Here is a 20,120-nt window from a genome sequence, read left to right on the forward strand (position 1 = left end):
TCTTGACTCAAGCATTAATGCAGTACGATCTTCAAAGTTAAGATGATGGTATGACAATTTTATATACTCCATAAACCCTTTAAATTAATTAGGTGGTTTATGTCGCACTTCAAGTTTTACTCTGCCAAACTTGATATTTGGGGCTCGAAACGGTGAATTTCGTATAACCGCCATTATGTTAAGTTAATCAAAATTCTTAATGCACCAAAACCTAAAAATTTAAATGGAGTAAAAATGACTTTAAAGGGGTTAGATATTCAAGAAGATTGTATCAAAGCTATTTCTAATGAATCTTTAATATTTGATATTAAGAATAAAGAGTTTTTAGAGGATATAGAAAATCTTTTATTACAGTATTTTCAAAATTTTAGTAATGATTTAAATGGAATTGAGTTTGATAATTTTTCTGTGGAGTTTTGGTTCGATGCAGGACAATTGATTATTTATCCTGAAAAAGATTTATTAGATCGTAAACCCTTTGAATCTGAATATGATTTAGATAGATTAGACCCTTATTTTTATCTAGTTTGTGAAGAATATAGGATATATTTTGATGACTTAATATCTCGAAAAGTAAGCGATCAAGTATCTGAAAAAGAAGCTATTTCTAAAACTAATGACGTAATTGATTGTGTAAGCAAAGCTATAAAAAATATAAATGATGAAAACAATCTTTTAAAGATGTTAGGCAGGCCTAAATTAGAAATAAGATATTTCGGTGTAACGAAAGAAGAACTTTTAGCAAAAGAAATTCTCGTGAAATGAAGTAGATATTTTTGTCGTATTAAGGAAAACTAAAATTAACATAATGGGCGTTATGCGAAGTCAAAAATGGGAGCTTAAGCTCCCATTTTTATTGATGATTTTTTAATTCTTTCAGCATAGCATCCCGTAAAATTTCATTCATTCGTGTTTGATAACCTTTGCCTTGTGCTTTGAACCAAGCAAGTACATCAGCATCTAACCGAATTGAAGTTTGTTGCTTCACTGGGCGGTAAAATTGATTTTGGCGTACAGCACTGCTCCAATCGGTAATTTCAGGAATATCTGATAGATCTAGCTGATCATCAGGAACCGTGCCTTTAGCAAGCAAGCGTTGAATTTCAGCATCTTGCTTCTCACCAAATTTCTCATTCAGCTCTTTGCGTGAGTATCTAACCATGCTCATATTTGTTTCGCTCCGCTTTAGTCACTTGCCTTGCACTAATGATTCGTATGATTTCACAGTCATCTTCATCAAAAATGGTGTGAGCCACCAATAACATTAGTACGCCTTTAACTCGTCCAATGGTTTGCCAACGTTCTTCACCATCGGTATGTCTGTCTTGGATTGAGATCCGTAATGGATCTTCAAAAACAAGGCTTGCAGTTTCGAAAGAGATATCATGCTTTTTCTGATTCTTTCGATTCTTAGCCTCATCCCATTCAAAATACTGTTCCATAAAAAACATTCAAATTTGTATATACAATAATGTATCACAAAATTGTATAACTCAAGTTGAGAAGCGTAATTTTTAGTCAAATTTATTGGCAAGAACTATCAAAACTGCTCATAAAAAAGCCGACTTGTTTCCAAGTCGGCTTTTGAACATCATCGAGCAAATAATTTATATCATAAGTTTTTGATTTTTATATTTTTCAATTTGTGCATTTCGTATAACGCCCATTATGTTAAATATATTTTAGTTAAGTAATTTATCTCTTATCAATTCTTTAAATTTTTCAGGATTTTGCTCCGCTTGATTATTAAAAATATCAAAGTAAGTTAAAGCTTGTTGTTGAATTTTTCCTTTATTTGGAACACGAGAAGCAGGATGAGGGAGTCGAATTACTAAAGTCTTTTTATTCCAGAATCTTACGCTAAATCCTTCTATAGATTCTTTGAAGTTAAGAATATCTTCGTCATTAACATAATTGAGTTTCAACTGTTCCCAATTTCCATGATATGCACCTAAGAAAAAAATATTTTTAGGTTCTAATCTATCAAGTTGATTTACTAAGTTTTCTATTGATATATCTTTAAGATGCTCATACAAATCTATACTTTTATTTTTTGAATTCAATAAGTTAAAAGATTTTTTATTATAATCAAAGAAGTAGAAGTTTAACCATTGTATATACTCGTTATTATTTTTTTCTTTGACTTTACCTAAGAATTTTAAGAATTGTGATCTCACAGGTGGCTTTTCATAAAGATTACGGTATCTAATTTTACTTTCAGAAATTAATTCATTTGTACTTAAATTTCCTAATATAAAGCTATCTAATTTCAATTTCCCCCATCCAGAAGTTTCTTGGCCAACAATTACTACTTTATTTTTGGATTGGTCAAAAGAACTATCTAAAAAATCTGGAATGAAAGGTAAGCTGATTTTTTGTAAAAGAGGGTGATAATCCTTATGTGTAATAAGGTTATTTTTTAATTTATTTAAATTTTCTGAGTATTCAATCATAGTATGTTTACTTGCTTAATTTTTTTTAAGTTATATATGAAAACTTAGGAGAATAACATTGAAAATAGGTATATTTTGGTTTTATAAAAATCAAGTTCTTGGTATTTCTCATGAGTTTGATATTAATAGCTCAGATTCTTTAGGTATGATTGATAGTGCCTACAACCATGTATCTTATTGGGATGAATTACGAAATAAATTTTCTGAGCTAAGGGAAATTGAATATGACGATGTACCTCGGGGAAGAGTAATATTCGATAAAAATAAAAATAAATTGATCATCTATCTAGATAAGAAATTATTAATTAAAGGTAAGGTATCAAAAATTTGTGATTTTTTTGATGCTGAATATGATGTGAATACAGTATTACGCTTAGATCCGCACTATAGAACTTAATAGAAAACTAAATTTCTGATTAGAAAGATTTTCTAAAATTAACATAATACACCTTATACGTAATGCGTTATAATTGGCACTGTTGCAAATAGAGATTTGAGTCGATGATGTTCCCTTTAAAAAGTACTTAGAGACCGAAAACCCTGTTGATTAGACACACTTCACCCTGAGGCTGACCATAATAAAATGACGATGCTTGTCCTTTACGTAGTGCACGCATGACTTCAATACCTTTAATTGTGGCATAAGCCGTCTTCATAGATTTGAATCCTAATGTGGCCCTGATGATCCGCTTTAGCTTGCCATGATCACATTCAATCACGTTATTTTTATACTTAATCTGCCTGTGCTCAAGGTCTGGTGGACATTTACCTTCCCGTTTTAACCGTGATAAAGCACGTCCATATGTGGGTGCTTTATCCGTGTTGATCACTTGTGGAATTTGCCACTTCTTCACATTATTTAAAATTTTTCCAAGAAAACAATATGCTGATTTGGTATTACGTCTAGAAGAAAGATAAAAATCAATGGTATCGCCACGTTGATCGACTGCACGATACAGATAAGACCATCGTCCATTCACTTTTACATAGGTTTCATCAATATGCCACGAGCTCAGATCTGTAGGATTACGCCAATACCAGCGTAAACGTTTTTCTATTTCAGGAGCATAACGTTGAACCCAACGGTAAATAGTCGTGTGATCAACATTCACACCCCGTTCGGCCAGCATTTCCTGCAGTTCACGATAGCTAATGCCATATTTACAATACCAGCGCACAGCCCAAAGAATGATTTCGCCCTGAAAATGCCGACCATGGAAAGGATTCATATGCTGCACCTTTAGCTAAAACAGTCTTCAGCTTACCATTCGTGGTTATTTGCAACAGTGCCGCTGACGCACACCATCGCCCACCGGGTGGGTCGCTATCTGGAACGGCAAGGCCTGCTGGAACGGGATGTCGAAAACAGCTATCTGGCCTCGGATGCGGTGGATGACGACCCGATGACACCCCTGCTGGGGCACTCGATCACTTACCGTATCGCTGTCGGTTCACAGGCGGGGCGAAAGGTGTTCACTTTGCAAACTCTGCCGACCAGTGGTGATCCGTTCGGTGACGGGATTGGCAAGGTAGCCGGGTCCAGCCTGCACGCCGGCGTGGCGGCCAGGGCCGATGAACGCAAGAAGCTCGAACGGCTGTGCCGGTACATCAGCCGCCCGGCGGTATCCGAGAAGCGGCTGTCGTTAACACGAGGCGGCAACGTGCGCTACCAGCTCAAGACGCCGTACCGGGACGGCACCACGCACGTCATTTTCGAACCATTGGATTTCATTGCAAGGCTGGCCGCCCTGGTACCGAAGCCCAGAGTCAACCTAACCCGCTTCCACGGGGTGTTCGCACCCAACAGTCGGCACCGGGCGTTGGTCACGCCGGCAAAACGGGGCAGGGGCAACAAGGTCAGGGTGGCTGATGAACCGGCAACACCAGCACAACGGCGAGCGTCGATGACATGGGCGCAACGGCTCAAGCGTGTTTTCAATATCGACATCGAGACCTGCAGCGGCTGCGGCGGCGCCATGAAAGTCATCGCCTGCATTGAAGACCCTATAGTGATCAAGCAGATCCTTGATCACCTGAAGCACAAAGCCGAAACCAGCGGGACCAGGGCGTTACCCGAAAGCCGGGCGCCACCGGCTGAGCTGCTCCTGGGTCTGTTTGACTGACGAGCCTGAAGGCCAACGATACCAATCAAAATGCTGCGTTCACAGCGCCGCGGCAGGGATCCGCCGTGCTGGTTGTCGGAAAAGGAGCCGCTAGTGGGAAAGAGGAGGGTAAATTTTCAGCGTTGCTGGCTCCCCGTCAGCCGGATTGGGTTGCATCGCAGGGGTGTCGAAAGAGTCAACTGCGGTCCAAAGCTGTTGGACTTGGGTGAAAAGGGCGTTTATTCTTCCTATACGTTGTCGGCAGCGGGCCAAAAAGGAATACGTCCATGCCCATCGAGGTGAAACCGGCTGTGAGCGCGGGTTCAAGCATATAGCCCGACAGGCGCGTATCCTTGCCGATCACGACACGATGGCGGTGGTCACCGCGACGAAAGACACGGCCAGCCGCCATGCCGACGCGCAAGGCGGTTTCCGCCGTCATCGCGCCTTCGTTGGCTTTGCCACGAATACCGTCTGTGCCGAAATATTTGCGCACCATAAGGTCGATTATCCTGTCGTCGGGTCGCCCTCAAAGGGGACATGCCTGCTGAACCGCGAATATAGAGAAATATCCCGAATGTGCAGTTAACGAATTCTTGCGGTTTCTTTCAGCGCCGCCAATACCGCCAGCCCGTCGCGCAAGGGGCGCGGCTCGTGTGTGCGGATGAAGTCAGCTCCACCTGCGGCGGCGGCAAGCTCTGCAGCGAGTGTCGCGGCCCCGACATCCCCCGGACCACGGCCTGTGAGCGCGCGCAGAAAGGATTTGCGCGAAACAGACAGAAGCACCGGCAAATCGAAGCGCAGCCGCAATTCATCGAACCGCGCCAGCACCGAGAGCGAGGTTTCGGGAGCAGCCCCCAGAAAAAACCCCATGCCGGGATCAAGGACAAGGCGGTTGCGTTTGATACCGGCACCCGTCAGCGCCGCGATGCGCGCGTCAAAGAACGCCGCAATGTGATCCATGATGTCGCCAGCGGGTGCCTCGCGCCGATCTGCCTGCCCGTCTTGCACCGAATGCATAACGACGAGTTTGGCAGATGATTTCGCCAATTGCGGATAGAACGCAGCGTCTGGAAAACCGCGAATATCATTGAGATAGGCCACACCACGCGACAAGGCATAGGCTTGCGTCGCGGGTTGATAACTGTCGAGCGAGACGGGAATGCCATCTGCCTTGAGCGCGTCCAGCACCGGCGCGATACGCGCGATTTCTGTGTCGGACGAAACAGGCGCGGCGTCGGGATTGCTGGATGCCGGACCGAGGTCGATCACATCTGCCCCCTCGGCCATCAGCTTACGCGCCTGCGCAATGGCTGCGTCTGGCGCCAGATACCGGCCTCCATCGGAGAAACTGTCCGAGGTTATGTTGACGATGCCGAAAATGATGAGCGATTTATTCATGGGGGCTTCTATAATAATCTCTGTACACGACAAAAATAGATAACTCATTGAAATAATGTCACAATAATTGTTTTCTAACGACGAATACTATGACACATCTCAATGAGTTATATCTTATCTTAAACAAATCTCTAAAATGGAACAAGTCACATTTAAAGTGCTTTGCGCTCATCATGCTTGTGATTATTTTAAAGCAAACATGTAATCTTTCTTCTGCATCTAAAGCCTTGCCCATCAAGTGCTTACCACAATCATTTTATCGACGTATGCAGCGCTTCTTTGCAGGTCAGTATTTTGATTATCGTCAAATTTCTCAGTTGATTTTCAATATGTTTTCATTCGACCAAGTGCAACTGACTTTAGATAGAACCAATTGGAAATGGGGAAAACGAAATATTAATATCCTGATGCTCGCAATCGTTTATCGTGGAATAGCGGGCACTGTTGCAAATAGAGATTTGAGGGCACTGTTGCAAATAGAGATTTGAGTCGATGAAGTTCCTTTTTAAAAGTGCTTAGAGACCGAAAACCCTGTTGATTAGACACACTTCACCTTGAGGCTGACCATAATAAAATGACGATGCTTGTCCTTTACGTAGTGCACGCATGACTTCAATACCTTTAATTGTGGCATAAGCCGTCTTCATAGATTTGAATCCTAATGTGGCCCTGATGATCCGCTTTAACTTACCATGATCACATTCAATGACATTATTTTTATACTTAATCTGCCTGTGCTCAATATCTACTGGACATTTTCCTTCTCGCTTTAACCGTGATAAAGCATGGCCATAGGTCGCTGCTTTATCTGTATTGATGACCCGTGGAATTTGCCATTTTTTCACCGTATTGAAGATTTTTCCTAAAAAACAATAGGCTGATTTACTGTTCCGTCTAGCGGAAAGGTAAAAGTCAATCGTATGACCACGTTGATCAACTGCACGATACAGGTAAGTCCATCGCCCCTTCACTTTGATATAAGTCTCATCCATATGCCATGAATGTAAATCTGTAGGATTACGCCAATACCAGCGTAAGCGTTTTTCCATTTCTGGAGCATAACGCTGAACCCAACGATAAATTGTGGTGTGGTCAACATTCACACCCCGTTCAGCGAGCATTTCTTGAAGTTCACGATAGCTGATGCCATATTTACAATACCAACGAACAGCCCAAAGAATGATTTCACCTTGAAAGTGCCGACCATGGAAGGGATTCATCTGCTGTATCTCGAAATAAATAAGATATTTAGCTTATCATGTCAGCCTATTTGCAACAGTGCCCCAAAAAGTAGGGTATGTCCGGGTAAGTTCTGTCGAGCAAAACACTGGACGTCAACTTGAAGGAATTGAGGTCGACCGGATTTTTGTTGACCGTGCTTCAGGTAAAAATACTGACCGACCTAAATTTCAGGAAATGTTGAACTATGTCCGGGAAGGGGACAGGGTGATTGTACATTCAATGGATCGTTTTGCGCGAAGCCTAAAAGATTTGGTCACTGAAGTAGATAAACTGGTCAAACGAGGGATCGCCATCCAGTTTGTAAAAGAAAATATTACTTTTACAGCCGAATCCACCCCGATGGATAATTTGATGCTTCAAATGATGGGTGCTTTTGCACAGTTCGAACGTGAGATCATTTTAGAGCGGCAAAAGGAAGGAATAAAACTCGCCTCTGCTCAGGGGAAGTACAAAGGTCGGGTGCATAAACTAAAGCCTGACCAAGCTGAAGCTTTACGACAAGCATGGAAGGAGGGGAAGTATCCATCGAAAATGGCATTAGGGAAAGCTTTTGGGATTAGTCGTCAGGCGGTATACCGATATTTACAAGTTAGTGAATAGCTTATTGGGATTAGCAACTAAATTTAGTTTAACTTATAAAAATCATGAAACACTGTTCGAATTTTAAGCGTGGAACATGAATAATCAATAAAAAGCCGCTCTGCTGGTGCCCTATATTTCAGAACGGCTTGCTTTAATATAATGATATTTAAAGAGAAATATCAAGCATTACGTATAACGTGTATTATGTTAATTTTAGGAAAAGTGAAAAATAATCTACAATAGAATCTACGAAAAATTGGCCATCAATTATGCCTGATTTCTCCAGTGGAAATAATTGGATTGTGAGATCCCCCACTCAAAATCATAAATTAGAAAGAATTGAAGCATTTCTTTCCAATTATGCTTATAAACCTCACCGACATGATACTTATGCTATTGGCAGGACTCTTTCCGGAGTTCAAAACTTTCATTACAAAGGTACATTGCAACATAGCTTGCCAGGCATGACTATGGTTCTACACCCGGATGAAAAGCATGATGGTGAATCAGGAACATTAGATGGCTATCGCTATAGAATGATTTACATCGAACCAGCGATGATCCAAACCATTTTAAAGGGTAAACCTTTGCCTTTTATCAGACATGGCTTAAGTAATGATATTCGCCTGTTTAGGGCAATGGATAGCTTTCTAAATAATATAAATAATTATATGGATACCCTAGAAGAGGAAGATGCTCTATTTGATTTGGCAACTACACTGTGTGAAATTTCAGATACTTCATCTAACCAAAACAAAAAATTTGACTACAAGGCAGCAGAGAGAGCGCGTGAGTGTATTTTGGCGTATCCACATGAAAACTTAAGTTTGTCAGATTTAGAGAAACATGCTGATCGTGACCGCTGGAGCCTTTCTCGTGATTTCCGATTATTATTTGGAACTAGCCCACACCGTTATATGATCATGCGTCGCTTAGAAACAGTTAAGTTCTACCTTGCTCAAGGGGAGTCTATTGTTAATGCTGCTTTAAATGCAGGCTTTTTTGATCAGAGTCATATGACCAGACATTTTATAAAAACATTTGGTTTAACTCCCACTCAATGGAAAATGATAAATATTAAAAGATAGCCGTTCGATTTGAACGGCTAATTTGTCCTACAGCAGATTTATTCCATTAAGAAAATCTTTGAACATAAAAAGCCCTGATAAAATCAAGAGTATACCCATCAGCTTATTTAGCCGATTAAACCAGATAGGATTAGCAATTTTGTTGCCTAATACTTTTCCAACCAGAGCATAGGTGAATGGTGCGCCAACAGCACCAAGTGAAATCAGTAAAGAAACTATCAAGATCATGATTCCTGTGATTTTGGCTGCAGGGTACATAATTGTCGTAACAGGTAGAATGACGAGAATGGCTTTTGGATTTAATAACTGAATAAATAAGCCATTTAAGAATGTTAGATGGCTTTCTTGCTGTTGAGTTGTTTCTACATTCGCCCTAATCATTTTTATAGCCAAGTAGAATGTATAAATTGCACCCGCTAAAGCAATATAATGAATCAATCCATGTGGAATAACAGCTTCACCTATATAGCCAAACAATACGAATAAGATCAACATGGCGAAACCAATGCCTAGGTAAAATCCTATAGTCTTTTTTAATTGACCTGTAAGGCCAGAATTTAGCCCCATAAAATTTACAGGGCCTGGGCTATACATAACGCTTAATGTATAAAGAAATATTTCCACAGAGTTCACTCAATTAGATAGCAATAAACATCAAAGAGAGAACGGTATCGAGTTATAGGCCTTAAAGATTGTACGTTTGTGCTGAACTAATTAAAAATTTCTATTTAACTTATGTTCACCTAAAGTTCACTTCATAAGTGTATAAAGAAACTATGTATTGTATTTTCAATTGCTTATATAAATATTAGTCTTGGTTTAGAATTTTAAAGTTCATGAACTATGAGAAAAAACTAAGATACGATCAAAATTGTAGAACAACAAAATTATTTATACTAATTTACAAGCCACGCTGTTTAAGCGTGTCATTAAAAAATAAATCTTTTAATCTCTCCACACAATCTCCACACAATCTCCACACAACATCAGCAATTCATAAACACTGCTATTTCAAAATAGTAGTATCTAAAACCCCCCCTCTGAAAAAGCATGTCAACACATTATCATTTAATAGGTTCAATACTTATTACAACTGTACTTTTAATCGGCTGTACACAAGCCAAAGATGCTGAACAGTCCCCAACAGAAATGCCACCAGCGGTTGTCAGTACCATCACGGTATTACCGCATTCCATGAATTTAATTGAAAATCTTCCAGGCCGTGTTGTCGCTTACCGTATTGCTGAAATTCGCCCGCAAGTAGGTGGAATTGTTGATAAAGTACTTTTTAAGCAAGGCTCTTATGTGCAAGCAGGTCAACCGCTTTTTAAATTGAATTCTGAAATATTTCAGGCAGATGTAAAAAGCAATCAAGCCACTTTAAACCGTGCACAAGCTGAGGTGACACGTTTGCAGGTGCTGTTAAAACGCTACACTGAATTAGTAAAAGTAAATGCGGTTAGTCAGCAGGAATACAACAATACCGAAGCAGATTATCAAAAAGCAAAAGCCGATGTGGCGCAAATGCAAGCCATGTTAAGCAGACAACAACTTAATCTTAAATATGCGACTGTTACAGCCCCTATCTCGGGAACGATTGGTGAAATCTTAGTGACTGAGGGTGCATTAGTTGGTCAAGGTGATACTAATGCAATGGCCGTAATACAACAGATTAATAAAGTCTATGTTGATGTAAAGCAATCAATTAGTGATTATGAAAAACTACAGGAAGCTTTACAGCAAGGTGACGTGTCAAATACCAAACATACGGTTGAAATCCTAAATAGTCAGGGTAAACCTTATAACGTTACAGGTGAAATCCTATTTTCGGATACTAAAGTTGATCCTGATACGGGTGATGTCACAATCCGTATTTTAGCCAATAATGAAAATCAAAAACTTTTGCCAGGCATGTATGTTCGAGTCAATATGAGCCGAGCTCAAGTTGAAAATGCGCTCCTAGTTCCAGAACAAGCGATTCAACATGATATTAGTGGTAAAGCCAATGTTACGATTGTTAATCAAAAAGGTTTAGCGCAAAGCAAGCCTGTTCAGCTTGGTCAACGTTATCAAAATAACTATGTGATCAAACAAGGGTTACAAGCAGGTGAGAAAGTCATTGTTGAAGGGGCTGATCGTATACAGCCTGAGCAAAAATTAAAAATTAAGCAGTGGCAACCTACAAATATTAAGGAAAATGGAGGACAGCAATAATGTCCCAATTTTTCATTAGGCGTCCTATTTTTGCATGGGTGATTGCTTTATTTATTATTCTGTTGGGTGTACTAAGCATCCCCAAGTTACCTATTGCACGATTCCCAAGTGTTGCGCCACCACAGATTAGTATTACGGCAATCTATCCAGGTGCTACGCCAAAAACATTGAATGATAGTGTTGTGACCTTGATTGAGCGGGAAATGTCAGGTGTCAAAAACTTACTTTATTACAGTTCAAGTTCAGATAGTTCTGGAACAGCAACAATCACCGCAACATTTAAACCAGGTACAGATGTAGAACTTGCACAAATTGATGTGCAAAACAAAATTAAAGCCATTGAGTCACGCTTACCTCAAACAGTGCGACAACAAGGGCTGATGGTCGATGCTGCGTCGTCTGGTTTTTTAATGATGGTGGGCTTAAGTTCACCGAATGGCAAATATAGTGAAATTGATGTCAGTGACTATATGACTCGCTATGTGATTGAAGAATTAAAGCGGGTTGACGGTGTTGGTAAAGTCCAAAATTTTGGTGCTGAAAAAGCCATGCGGATTTGGGTCGATCCAGATCGTTTGGTTTCTTATGGATTGAGTATTCAAGATGTGAATACAGCCATCCAAAACCAAAACTTGCCGATATCACCAGGTCGTATTGGTGATGTTCCTGCTTTGACGGGGCAACAAATTACTATTCCTTTAACTGCTCAAGGTCAATTAGAAACTGTAGAGCAATTCAAGAAAATTAGTTTACGTGCTCAACAAAATGGCGCCAATGTTCGACTGTCGGATGTCGCTCGTGTCGAAATCGGGGCACAGATGTATAACTTTGCGATTTTAGAAAATGGCAAAGCCTCTACAGCTGTGGCGATACAAATGAGTCCTGGTGCCAACGCTGTCAAGACTGCAGAAGGTGTTAAAGCGAAAATTGAACAGTTAGGTTCAGCACTGCCTGATGGTATGAAATTCTCTATACCTTACGACACTGCACCTTTTGTAAAAATCTCGATTGAAAAAGTAATCATGACATTGCTTGAAGCTATGGCATTAGTTTTTATTGTCATGTTTATCTTTTTACACAATGTTCGATACACCTTAATTCCGGCGATTGTTGCACCGATTGCATTGCTTGGCACATTCTCAGTCATGCTGCTTGCTGGTTTTTCGATTAATGTGCTGACCATGTTCGGTATGGTGCTTGCGATCGGGATTATTGTCGATGATGCGATTGTGGTCATTGAGAATGTTGAACGCATTATGGCGACAGAAGGCTTATCTCCAGTTGAAGCCACATCTAAAGCCATGAAGGAAATTACCAATCCGATTATTGGCATCACCTTAGTGTTAGCCGCTGTATTCTTGCCGATGGCATTGGCGTCAGGCTCAGTGGGGATTATCTATCGTCAGTTCACCATTACCATGTCGGTTTCAATTTTATTCTCAGCTTTCCTTGCACTGACATTAACCCCTGCGTTATGTGCAACGATGTTAAAACCGATTGATCAAGACCATCAGAAAAAGGGTGTTTTTGCATCGTTTGATCGCAGTTTTGAGAAGCTGAACAATCGCTATGAACGCAGTTTATTTAAAGTAATTAAACATAAAACCCTCGCAATGTTATGTTTCTTAGGCATTGTCATTGTGCTGATTTTTAGTTTTAAACACGTTCCGACTGCGTTTATGCCAGAAGAAGATCAGGGGTGGTTTATGACTTCGATTCAACTTCCTGCGGATGCAACTCAAGAACGTACCCGTAAAGTCGTTGCTGAGTTTCAAAATTATTTAGACCAAGAAACGGGGATTAAAGACAATATGGCGGTCTTAGGTTTTGGTTTTAGTGGATCTGGTCAGAATACAGCGATGTATTTTACCAATCTATTGCCATTCGAAGAGCGTACTATTACGGCACAAGAAGTCGTGAATAATGCCAATATAGCGATGGCTGAAAGTTCAGAAGGTCAAACCATGTCTGTGTTACCACCAGCAATTGATGAATTGGGTAACTCATCTGGTTTTTCACTGAGATTATTAGATCGTGGCAATATTGGCATGCCTGCTTTAAGAGAAGCACAAGATCAGCTTTTAGCATTAGCAGCACAAAGTAAAATCGTGGCGGAGGTCTATCCTGAAGGTTTGCCAGATGGCAGTTCTGTACAGCTTAAAATTGATAGAGATAAATTGCAGGCATTAGGTGTTAATTTCAGTGATGTGACCGATATTATTTCAACCTCAATGGGTTCGATGTATATCAATGATTTTCCAAATCATGACCGTATGCAGCAAGTCATTGTGCAACTTGATGCCAAATCACGCATGAGTATTGAAGATATTCTTCAGATTAAGGTGAACAGTCAAAGCGGTAAATTGGTTTCAATGTCTGAAATAATTACTCCAATTTGGCAACATTCCCCACAACAATACAATCGTTACAACGGTCGTCCATCATTGAGTATTTCTGGCAGTCCAGCAGCAGGTATATCTTCAGGACAAGCCATGACTGAGATGGAAAATTTGATTGAACAACTTCCGAAAGGTGTGGGTTATGAGTGGACTGGGATTTCTCTAGAAGAAAAACAGTCGGAATCACAAACCTTGTTTTTATTACTGTTGTCGATGTTAGTCGTTTTCCTTGTCTTGGCAGCGCTTTATGAAAGCTGGTCAATTCCATTCTCTGTGATGCTAGTTGTCCCTCTAGGGTTGATTGGCGCCTTTTTAGCAGTAATGTTACGTGGTATGCCAAATGATATTTTCTTTAAGGTCGGCATGATCACGATTATTGGTCTATCTGCAAAGAATGCTATTTTGATTGTTGAGTTTGCAAAAGCACTAAGAGAAGAAGGAATGGGTTTAGTGGAGGCAACCGTTGCAGCCGCTAAATTGCGCTTACGTCCAATCCTAATGACATCTTTGGCATTTACCTGTGGCGTTATTCCTTTAGTCATTGCCAGTGGCGCTAGTTCTGAAACTCAAAAAGCGATTGGTACAGGCGTCTTTGGCGGCATGATCAGCGCAACAATTCTAGCTGTTATTTTTGTACCGATTTTCTTTATTGTCGTCATGAGCATGGTTGAGAAATTCTCGAAACGTAAAGCGGCACATTAAGCATCAAAACTGAGAATAAAAGCTGTGGGTTAACGAGTTTAGCCCACAACAAATCTTTCATTTACATCTTTATTTCAGAATTGATTTAATAAACCATCAATATAGGTTTAATCATGAAAGCTACCAATCTTGATCCGAAACGCTGGTGGATATTGCTCGCTGTCGTGCTTGCATTTCTGCCGATTGTGATTGATATGACTGTACTGCATGTTGCGGTTCCCTCATTAACCCAATCGCTGAGTGCCACAAGTAACCAAGTCTTATGGATTATTGATATTTATCCATTACTTATGGCTGGACTTTTAGTTCCGATGGGAACTTTGGCTGATCGTGTCGGCAATCGTAAGATTCTGCTGATTGGCTTGGTTATATTTGGAATTGCCTCAGTCCTTGCGGCATTTTCCCAAACGGCTTCTATGCTGATTGCCGCACGTGCTTTATTAGCATTAGGCGGTGCCATGATTATGCCCTGTGTATTGGGTATTATTCGCAGAACCTTCGAAGACAGTCGCGAACGTGCCATTGCGCTGGGTATTTGGGGCACAATCGGATCAGCCGGTGCCGCCATTGGACCGCTCATTGGTGGGGGATTGTTAGAATATTTCTGGTGGGGTTCAGTTTTCCTGATTAACGTCCCAATCATGCTGGTTGTCGCACCAATGTGCTATTTCTTATTGTCCCGAAAAGAAGCTATAACCCCTGGACATTGGGCATTTGGTCAAGCGCTATTGCTGATTGTCGGTTTGATTTCGTTTGTATATGCACTAAAAGCAGGCTTAGGCGGTAAACAGTCGTTGTTGATTGTCTTGCCTTTGGTCGTTTTATCTATCGGCTTATTAACCATATTTGTACGCAAACAGCTGAATTCTCCTCAGCCGATGCTAGATCTTTCGCTATTTTCACGTCCTGCTATTTTAGCCGGCATTATTATGGCAATGGTTGCTGCAGGCGCTTTGGCAGGGGTTGAGTTAACTTTGGCAATGGAGCTGCAATATGTCATTCGTTTAACACCGCTGCAAGCCGGTCTTTTTATGGTTCCGATTATGGTTGCGGCCGCTATTGGCGGGCCTATTGCTGGTTTTTTATCCAATAAATTTGGACTCCGTCTGGTTGCGACCATGTCATTAATATTGGCAGCAATTGCGTTGGTCAGTTTGAGTTATTCAGATTTTCATCATCCGGGAATCATCGTTCCCTTTATTTTAGCTTCGATTGGATTAACACTGAGTATTGGTTTAACAGCTTCATCCATTGCGATCATGGGCTCAGTACCTGCAGAAAAGGGCGGTGCGGCAGGTTCACTTGAAAGTACAGGTTATGAACTGGGTACAGGACTAGGTATTACTTTATTTGGTGTTTTCATGGCCTATATATTTGGCAGTCATCTTCAAGTGCCGTCAGATTTAACTGCTGTTTTAGCAGAAAAAGCCAGACTTTCGATTGGTGATACCTATTTAGTGGCGAGCCAGTTACCCGTTGAACAAGGTACAGCATTGATTAACGCAGGTAAAATTGCCTTCAGTTCAGCTCATGTTAATTTATTATTAACAGCAGGGATTATCATCGGGATACTCTCCATTGTGGTATTTTTTATGCTAGCTAAATATCGAGATGAGAATTCATTGTGATGAAATTTATTTGAGGATCATCAAACAGAATGGTTAAGTTCAGACATCAATTTATCTTAAATTTATGGTTTAAATTAAGCCGTATTAATCTGAACTTAACACATTATAAATGAGTTGATGTCTTACGATTTAGTTGAATAGTAAAACAGCTGCCACCTAAGTTTTTGGATTTAGAATAATAAATATGACCTTGGTGTGCTTCAATAATTGCATCAATCACTGCCAAGCCTAATCCAGTACCGCCATCTAGACATGATCTAGAGTCTTCCAGTCGATAGAAGGGTTTGAACAGGTGTTTAAGATGCGATTCATCAATACCAGGACCTTCATCTTCAAACGTCAATACCCAATGTTCTGCTGTGGTTACAGATGTAATATTTATTTTTCCAGCATTCGAATATCTTAGAAAGTTAGAGAACAATGCAATAAAGACCTGTTCCATCCTTCTTATATCAACGCAAACCAATTTATCCGTCAAATTTAAAACAATAGTTAAACCTTTAACATGAAACCGTTCATTAAACATCTGCAGACATTTTTCAATACTATTTTTTAAATTGGTCTTTTCTAGTTCTAATCGTAATTGTTTATTTTCAATAAGTGTCAGTGTCCGTAAATCTTCCACAAGGTAAGATAAGCCTTCGACTTGGTTCAATAAGCTTAGGTGTAAAGCTTTATCGGCAATAAATATACCATCGACAATACCTTGCAAGCGACCTTGTAATATTGTCACAGGTGTTCGTAATTCATGTGCAATTGCAGCATTCCAAACAGTTGAATTCTTAACTGATACTTCAAGTTGGTTTGCCATTTCATTGAAGTTCTCAATAAGAGACTTGATTTCATGTGGAATATCATGATGTGGCTGTTTAATTCTGAGTGCTAAATTGCCTTGTTGAATTTGTTGAATAACATCTGCTAAATCACTAATTGGCTGTGTATAGCGTTTTCCATATTTAAAGGCGAGGATAGTAGAAAGAAAAAAGCCTGTTAATAGCACTAAAAACAGCCAGATAAAGTCAACGGAGGTAACTGAAAATTCATTTGAATTAATAACTTGTGTATTTAGAAAACCTATTTTTATCGCCCAGCTATAAACAAAATAGCCAATCATGAAAGATAACAGCGTAATGCCTAAATTGAATAGGCTCATCATGATAATAAACTGGAAGTTAATTCCAACAGAATTTTTAAAAAAGTTAAATTTCATGATTTTGATCTAAGCGATACCCCACGCCACGGACATTGATTAATAAGCCATTTACATCATTTTCTTCAAGTTTTTTGCGTAATTTGCTGATATGGCTATCTACAGTGCGATCTAAAGCATCACTTTCAGGCATACAGTTTTGGATCAATTCATTACGTGTAAAGACTTTATTCGGTGTTTTTGCCATCAAAAACAGTATCTTATACTCAGTTAACGTAAGGTTGAGCAACTGATTTCTTTGACCATTTGAAATGTAAACTTGATGATGATCTGGATTAATTTCAATATTTCTATAACGAATAATATTAGTTATTTCCATATTTTGGCTTGTACTTCGTCTAAGTACGGCTTGTATTCGTGCAATCACTTCGTTTGGGTTAAATGGCTTAATAATAAAGTCATCAGCACCCATTTTTAGCCCCATGATCTTATTCACTTGATCATCTAAGGCAGTCAGCATAATGACAGGTAAATGACTTGTTTGACGGATGATTTGTAGAATTTCCCAGCCATTTAGTTTGGGTAATTTAATATCAAGGAGAATCAGGTCGATAGAGTTGGCTTTTAGGCACTCTAAAGCTTGTTGTCCATCCAATGCACGGATGACCTGCATGTTTTCATTTTTTATGTATTTTTCAAGAATGTCACCAATATCATAATCATCTTCTACAACGAGAATGACGCTGTTTTCGAAGCTGTGCTGTAGATTTGGATACATATATTTTATCTTAGATGAAGTAGCTATGCATTTTAACATTTAATTGTGTAATGGAGATGATTAGACGAGCAGTCATTTATATTTGTAATTGAGGGGTGACATATAATAAAATTCGTTGCATATCAGTATTAATGAACAAAATGTCAATTATCATTCATTTAACATAATGGCTGTTATACGAAACGAGAGTGTTAGAACCCATTTAAAGTGTCTATATTCTCACCAATAAAAATGTCCGGTTTCTCCGAGGTAAAATATGACTTTTGAACAAAAATAAGCCATTGTTTATTCTTTTTATTTCCAACAAAATTCCAGAACTCATCTACTTCGAGAGATTCATAATGACTTTGCTGAGGCTGAATTTCATAGGTTGATTCAGTTAAAGTACGTAAAACTTTACCGATACTGATGCGCTCAACTTCAGCAATATCTCGTATACCGCTGCCTCTGACCATCAACTGTAATATTTTACGAGTAATACCTGACTTACATCCTAGATAGCTCAGTGCATGATCACCAATAAACTGACGTTTACAGTCTTTGCACTGATAGTTTTGTTTCCCATCTACTTTGATACCATTTTTCTTTATACTATCACTGAGGCAGGTTGGACATTTGATTGCTAGAGTTATTTGCATTTCTCTATTTTATCAAAATCCAATCGGCTTTTTCTTCAGCATACTTTTTGAAACACTACCAAATTTTAAAGTTGTATATCATGAAATTATTAAAAATATTGAGTTTAGTTTGCTTAAGCATAAGTATTGGGGCTTGTGCTGAGCATAGTATGAGTCGAGCAAAAACAAGTACAATTCCACAAGTGAATAACTCAATCATCGATCAGAATGTTCAAGCGCTTTTTAATGAAATCTCAGCTGATGCTGTGTTTGTCACATATGATGGTCAAAATATTAAAAAATATGGCACGCATTTAGACCGAGCAAAAACAGCTTATATTCCTGCATCTACATTTAAAATTGCCAATGCACTAATTGGTTTAGAAAATCATAAAGCAACATCTACAGAAATATTTAAGTGGGATGGAAAGCCACGTTTTTTTAAAGCATGGGACAAAGATTTTACTTTGGGCGAAGCCATGCAAGCATCTACAGTGCCTGTATATCAAGAATTGGCACGTCGTATTGGTCCAAGCTTAATGCAAAGTGAATTGCAACGTATTGGTTATGGCAATATGCAAATAGGCACGGAAGTTGATCAATTTTGGTTGAAAGGGCCTTTGACAATTACACCTATACAAGAAGTAAAGTTTGTGTATGATTTAGCCCAAGGGCAATTGCCTTTTAAACCTGAAGTTCAGCAACAAGTGAAAGAGATGTTGTATGTAGAGCGCAGAGGGGAGAATCGTCTATATGCTAAAAGTGGCTGGGGAATGGCTGTAGACCCGCAAGTGGGTTGGTATGTGGGTTTTGTTGAAAAGGCAGATGGGCAAGTGGTGGCATTTGCTTTAAATATGCAAATGAAAGCTGGTGATGATATTGCTCTACGTAAACAATTGTCTTTAGATGTGCTAGATAAGTTGGGTGTTTTTCATTATTTATAAGAATTAGAAGTTTGAGGTTAATCTATTTTTGGTAGTGTTTCAAAAAGTATGCTGAAGAAAAAGCCGATTGGATTTTGATAAAATAGAGAAATGCAAATAACTCTAGCAATCAAATGTCCAACCTGCCTCAGTGATAGTATAAAGAAAAATGGTATCAAAGTAGATGGGAAACAAAACTATCAGTGCAAAGACTGTAAACGTCAGTTTATTGGTGATCATGCACTGAGCTATCTAGGATGTAAGTCAGGTATTACTCGTAAAATATTACAGTTGATGGTCAGAGGCAGCGGTATACGAGATATTGCTGAAGTTGAGCGCATCAGTATCGGTAAAGTTTTACGTACTTTAACTGAATCAACCTATGAAATTCAGCCTCAGCAAAGTCATTATGAATCTCTCGAAGTAGATGAGTTCTGGAATTTTGTTGGAAATAAAAAGAATAAACAATGGCTTATTTACGCCTATCATCGAGAAACAGGTGAAATTGTTGCTTATGTTTGGGGTAAACGAGATTTAGCTACAGTCTAACAATTGAAGACAAAGCTTAAACAATTAGATATTCACTACACCCGAATTGCAAGTGATCATTGGGACAGTTTCATCACTGCTTTTAAAAATGGTAAGCAAAGTATTGGTAAATTTTTTACTGTAGGTATTGAAGGCAATAATTGCAAAATAAGGCATAGAATTAGGCGTAGCTTCAGAAGAAGCTGTAATTTTTCAAAAAAGCTTGAAAACCATTTTAAAGCTTTTGATTTAGCCTTCTTTTCTTTTACATCAATAATGGCTTCATTTAAAGGCAGCATACTTTTTGAAGCAC

At 39.3% G+C, this 20,120-nt stretch carries 18 protein-coding genes and 4 pseudogenes; 11 read left to right on the forward strand and 11 right to left on the reverse strand.

Translation table 11 applies throughout. From position 1 onward, the window contains the following. The first annotated feature begins 234 nt into the window (after positions 1 to 234). Entirely contained in the window at positions 235 to 765 is a 531-nt protein-coding gene (locus HYG88_RS10540; protein ID WP_000172759.1) for a hypothetical protein, read from the forward strand. Positions 766 to 853: 88 nt separating this feature from the next. Here the strand turns inward: HYG88_RS10540 and HYG88_RS10545 are convergent, their stop codons facing one another. The 3 genes from HYG88_RS10545 to HYG88_RS10555 form a co-directional block, all read right to left on the reverse strand. Continuing rightward, a complete protein-coding gene (locus HYG88_RS10545) occupies positions 854 to 1,168 on the reverse strand; it encodes a BrnA antitoxin family protein (protein ID WP_004728120.1) in 315 nt (104 codons plus the stop codon). After that, positions 1,155 to 1,442, reverse strand: a complete 288-nt coding sequence (locus HYG88_RS10550) for a BrnT family toxin (RefSeq protein WP_000438825.1) — start codon at positions 1,440 to 1,442, stop codon at positions 1,155 to 1,157. Before HYG88_RS10550 ends, HYG88_RS10545 begins: the two co-directional genes overlap by 14 nt. Before the next feature lie 240 nt (positions 1,443 to 1,682). Next, positions 1,683 to 2,453 (reverse strand): hypothetical protein, encoded by a 771-nt coding sequence (locus tag HYG88_RS10555; protein ID WP_032073134.1) that lies wholly within the window; start codon positions 2,451 to 2,453, stop codon positions 1,683 to 1,685. A 58-nt stretch (positions 2,454 to 2,511) separates the two neighbouring features. On the opposite strand from HYG88_RS10555, the gene HYG88_RS10560 reads away from it, so the two are divergent. After that, positions 2,512 to 2,850, forward strand: a complete 339-nt coding sequence (locus HYG88_RS10560) for a hypothetical protein (protein WP_032073153.1) — start codon at positions 2,512 to 2,514, stop codon at positions 2,848 to 2,850. A gap of 127 nt (positions 2,851 to 2,977) precedes the next feature. On the opposite strand, the gene HYG88_RS10565 is transcribed toward HYG88_RS10560, so the two are convergent. After that, the gene (locus tag HYG88_RS10565) at positions 2,978 to 3,682 is read right to left on the reverse strand and encodes an IS6-like element IS1006 family transposase (protein ID WP_001067784.1); all 705 of its coding nucleotides are present in this window, start codon (positions 3,680 to 3,682) and stop codon (positions 2,978 to 2,980) included. A gap of 63 nt (positions 3,683 to 3,745) precedes the next feature. On the opposite strand from HYG88_RS10565, the pseudogene HYG88_RS10570 reads away from it, so the two are divergent. Then, positions 3,746 to 4,576 (forward strand): annotated as a pseudogene (locus HYG88_RS10570) (IS91-like element ISVsa3 family transposase); the annotation flags it as partial. 175 nt (positions 4,577 to 4,751) lie between these two features. Here the strand turns inward: HYG88_RS10570 and HYG88_RS10580 are convergent. Together HYG88_RS10580 and sul2 are read right to left on the reverse strand one after the other, a co-directional pair. Further along, positions 4,752 to 5,054 (reverse strand): phosphoglucosamine mutase, encoded by a 303-nt coding sequence (locus HYG88_RS10580; protein WP_000251875.1) that lies wholly within the window; start codon positions 5,052 to 5,054, stop codon positions 4,752 to 4,754. A gap of 86 nt (positions 5,055 to 5,140) precedes the next feature. Continuing rightward, entirely contained in the window at positions 5,141 to 5,956 is an 816-nt protein-coding gene (gene sul2, locus HYG88_RS10585) for a sulfonamide-resistant dihydropteroate synthase Sul2 (RefSeq protein ID WP_001043260.1), read from the reverse strand. 89 nt (positions 5,957 to 6,045) lie between these two features. On the opposite strand from sul2, the pseudogene HYG88_RS10590 reads away from it, so the two are divergent. Next, positions 6,046 to 6,393, forward strand: a pseudogene (locus tag HYG88_RS10590) (IS4 family transposase); the annotation flags it as partial. A gap of 78 nt (positions 6,394 to 6,471) precedes the next feature. On the opposite strand, the gene HYG88_RS10595 reads toward HYG88_RS10590, so the two are convergent. Then, positions 6,472 to 7,176, reverse strand: coding sequence for an IS6-like element IS1008 family transposase (locus HYG88_RS10595; RefSeq protein ID WP_001067790.1), 705 nt, complete (start codon positions 7,174 to 7,176; stop codon positions 6,472 to 6,474). A 58-nt stretch (positions 7,177 to 7,234) separates the two neighbouring features. On the opposite strand from HYG88_RS10595, the gene HYG88_RS10600 reads away from it, so the two are divergent. Both HYG88_RS10600 and HYG88_RS10605 read left to right on the forward strand, forming a co-directional pair. Next, positions 7,235 to 7,798, forward strand: a complete 564-nt coding sequence (locus tag HYG88_RS10600; protein WP_032073152.1) for a recombinase family protein — start codon at positions 7,235 to 7,237, stop codon at positions 7,796 to 7,798. Positions 7,799 to 8,049: 251 nt separating this feature from the next. Beyond that, on the forward strand, positions 8,050 to 8,868 hold the full coding sequence (locus HYG88_RS10605) for an AraC family transcriptional regulator (RefSeq protein WP_032073151.1): 819 nt from the start codon (positions 8,050 to 8,052) through the stop codon (positions 8,866 to 8,868). A 27-nt stretch (positions 8,869 to 8,895) separates the two neighbouring features. Here HYG88_RS10605 and HYG88_RS10610 read toward each other — a convergent pair whose 3' ends face one another. Continuing rightward, complete coding sequence (locus HYG88_RS10610) at positions 8,896 to 9,492, reverse strand: LysE family translocator (RefSeq protein WP_074163998.1); 597 nt, start codon at positions 9,490 to 9,492, stop codon at positions 8,896 to 8,898. Between the two features lie 426 nt (positions 9,493 to 9,918). On the opposite strand from HYG88_RS10610, the gene HYG88_RS10615 reads away from it, so the two are divergent. From HYG88_RS10615 to HYG88_RS10625, 3 genes are all read left to right on the forward strand, one after another. Then, a complete protein-coding gene (locus HYG88_RS10615) occupies positions 9,919 to 11,082 on the forward strand; it encodes an efflux RND transporter periplasmic adaptor subunit (RefSeq protein WP_032073150.1) in 1,164 nt (387 codons plus the stop codon). Next, complete coding sequence (locus HYG88_RS10620; protein ID WP_270915313.1) at positions 11,079 to 14,183, forward strand: multidrug efflux RND transporter permease subunit; 3,105 nt, start codon at positions 11,079 to 11,081, stop codon at positions 14,181 to 14,183. The genes HYG88_RS10615 and HYG88_RS10620 overlap by 4 nt, the downstream gene beginning before the upstream one ends. Before the next feature lie 113 nt (positions 14,184 to 14,296). Next, entirely contained in the window at positions 14,297 to 15,811 is a 1,515-nt protein-coding gene (locus HYG88_RS10625) for an MFS transporter (RefSeq protein ID WP_032073148.1), read from the forward strand. A gap of 103 nt (positions 15,812 to 15,914) precedes the next feature. Here the strand turns inward: HYG88_RS10625 and adeS are convergent, their stop codons facing one another. From adeS to HYG88_RS10640, 3 genes and pseudogenes are all read right to left on the reverse strand, one after another. Continuing rightward, a complete protein-coding gene (gene adeS, locus HYG88_RS10630; RefSeq protein WP_032073131.1) occupies positions 15,915 to 17,021 on the reverse strand; it encodes a two-component sensor histidine kinase AdeS in 1,107 nt (368 codons plus the stop codon). Next, entirely contained in the window at positions 17,011 to 17,739 is a 729-nt protein-coding gene (adeR, locus tag HYG88_RS10635; protein WP_032073130.1) for an efflux system response regulator transcription factor AdeR, read from the reverse strand. The genes adeS and adeR overlap by 11 nt, the downstream gene beginning before the upstream one ends. 269 nt (positions 17,740 to 18,008) lie before the next feature. Beyond that, a pseudogene (locus HYG88_RS10640) lies at positions 18,009 to 18,377 on the reverse strand (IS1-like element ISAba3 family transposase); the annotation flags it as partial. Positions 18,378 to 18,457: 80 nt separating this feature from the next. Between HYG88_RS10640 and HYG88_RS10645 the strand changes: the two are divergent. After that, positions 18,458 to 19,300: a carbapenem-hydrolyzing class D beta-lactamase OXA-58 gene (locus HYG88_RS10645; protein ID WP_002002480.1), complete on the forward strand. Its 843-nt coding sequence runs from the start codon at positions 18,458 to 18,460 to the stop codon at positions 19,298 to 19,300. 90 nt (positions 19,301 to 19,390) lie between these two features. Continuing rightward, positions 19,391 to 20,097: pseudogene (locus HYG88_RS10650) on the forward strand (IS1 family transposase). The last annotated feature ends 23 nt before the right edge of the window (positions 20,098 to 20,120 follow it).

Source organism: Acinetobacter sp. SwsAc4, assembly GCF_013391535.1.
Lineage (GTDB): Bacteria > Pseudomonadota > Gammaproteobacteria > Pseudomonadales > Moraxellaceae > Acinetobacter.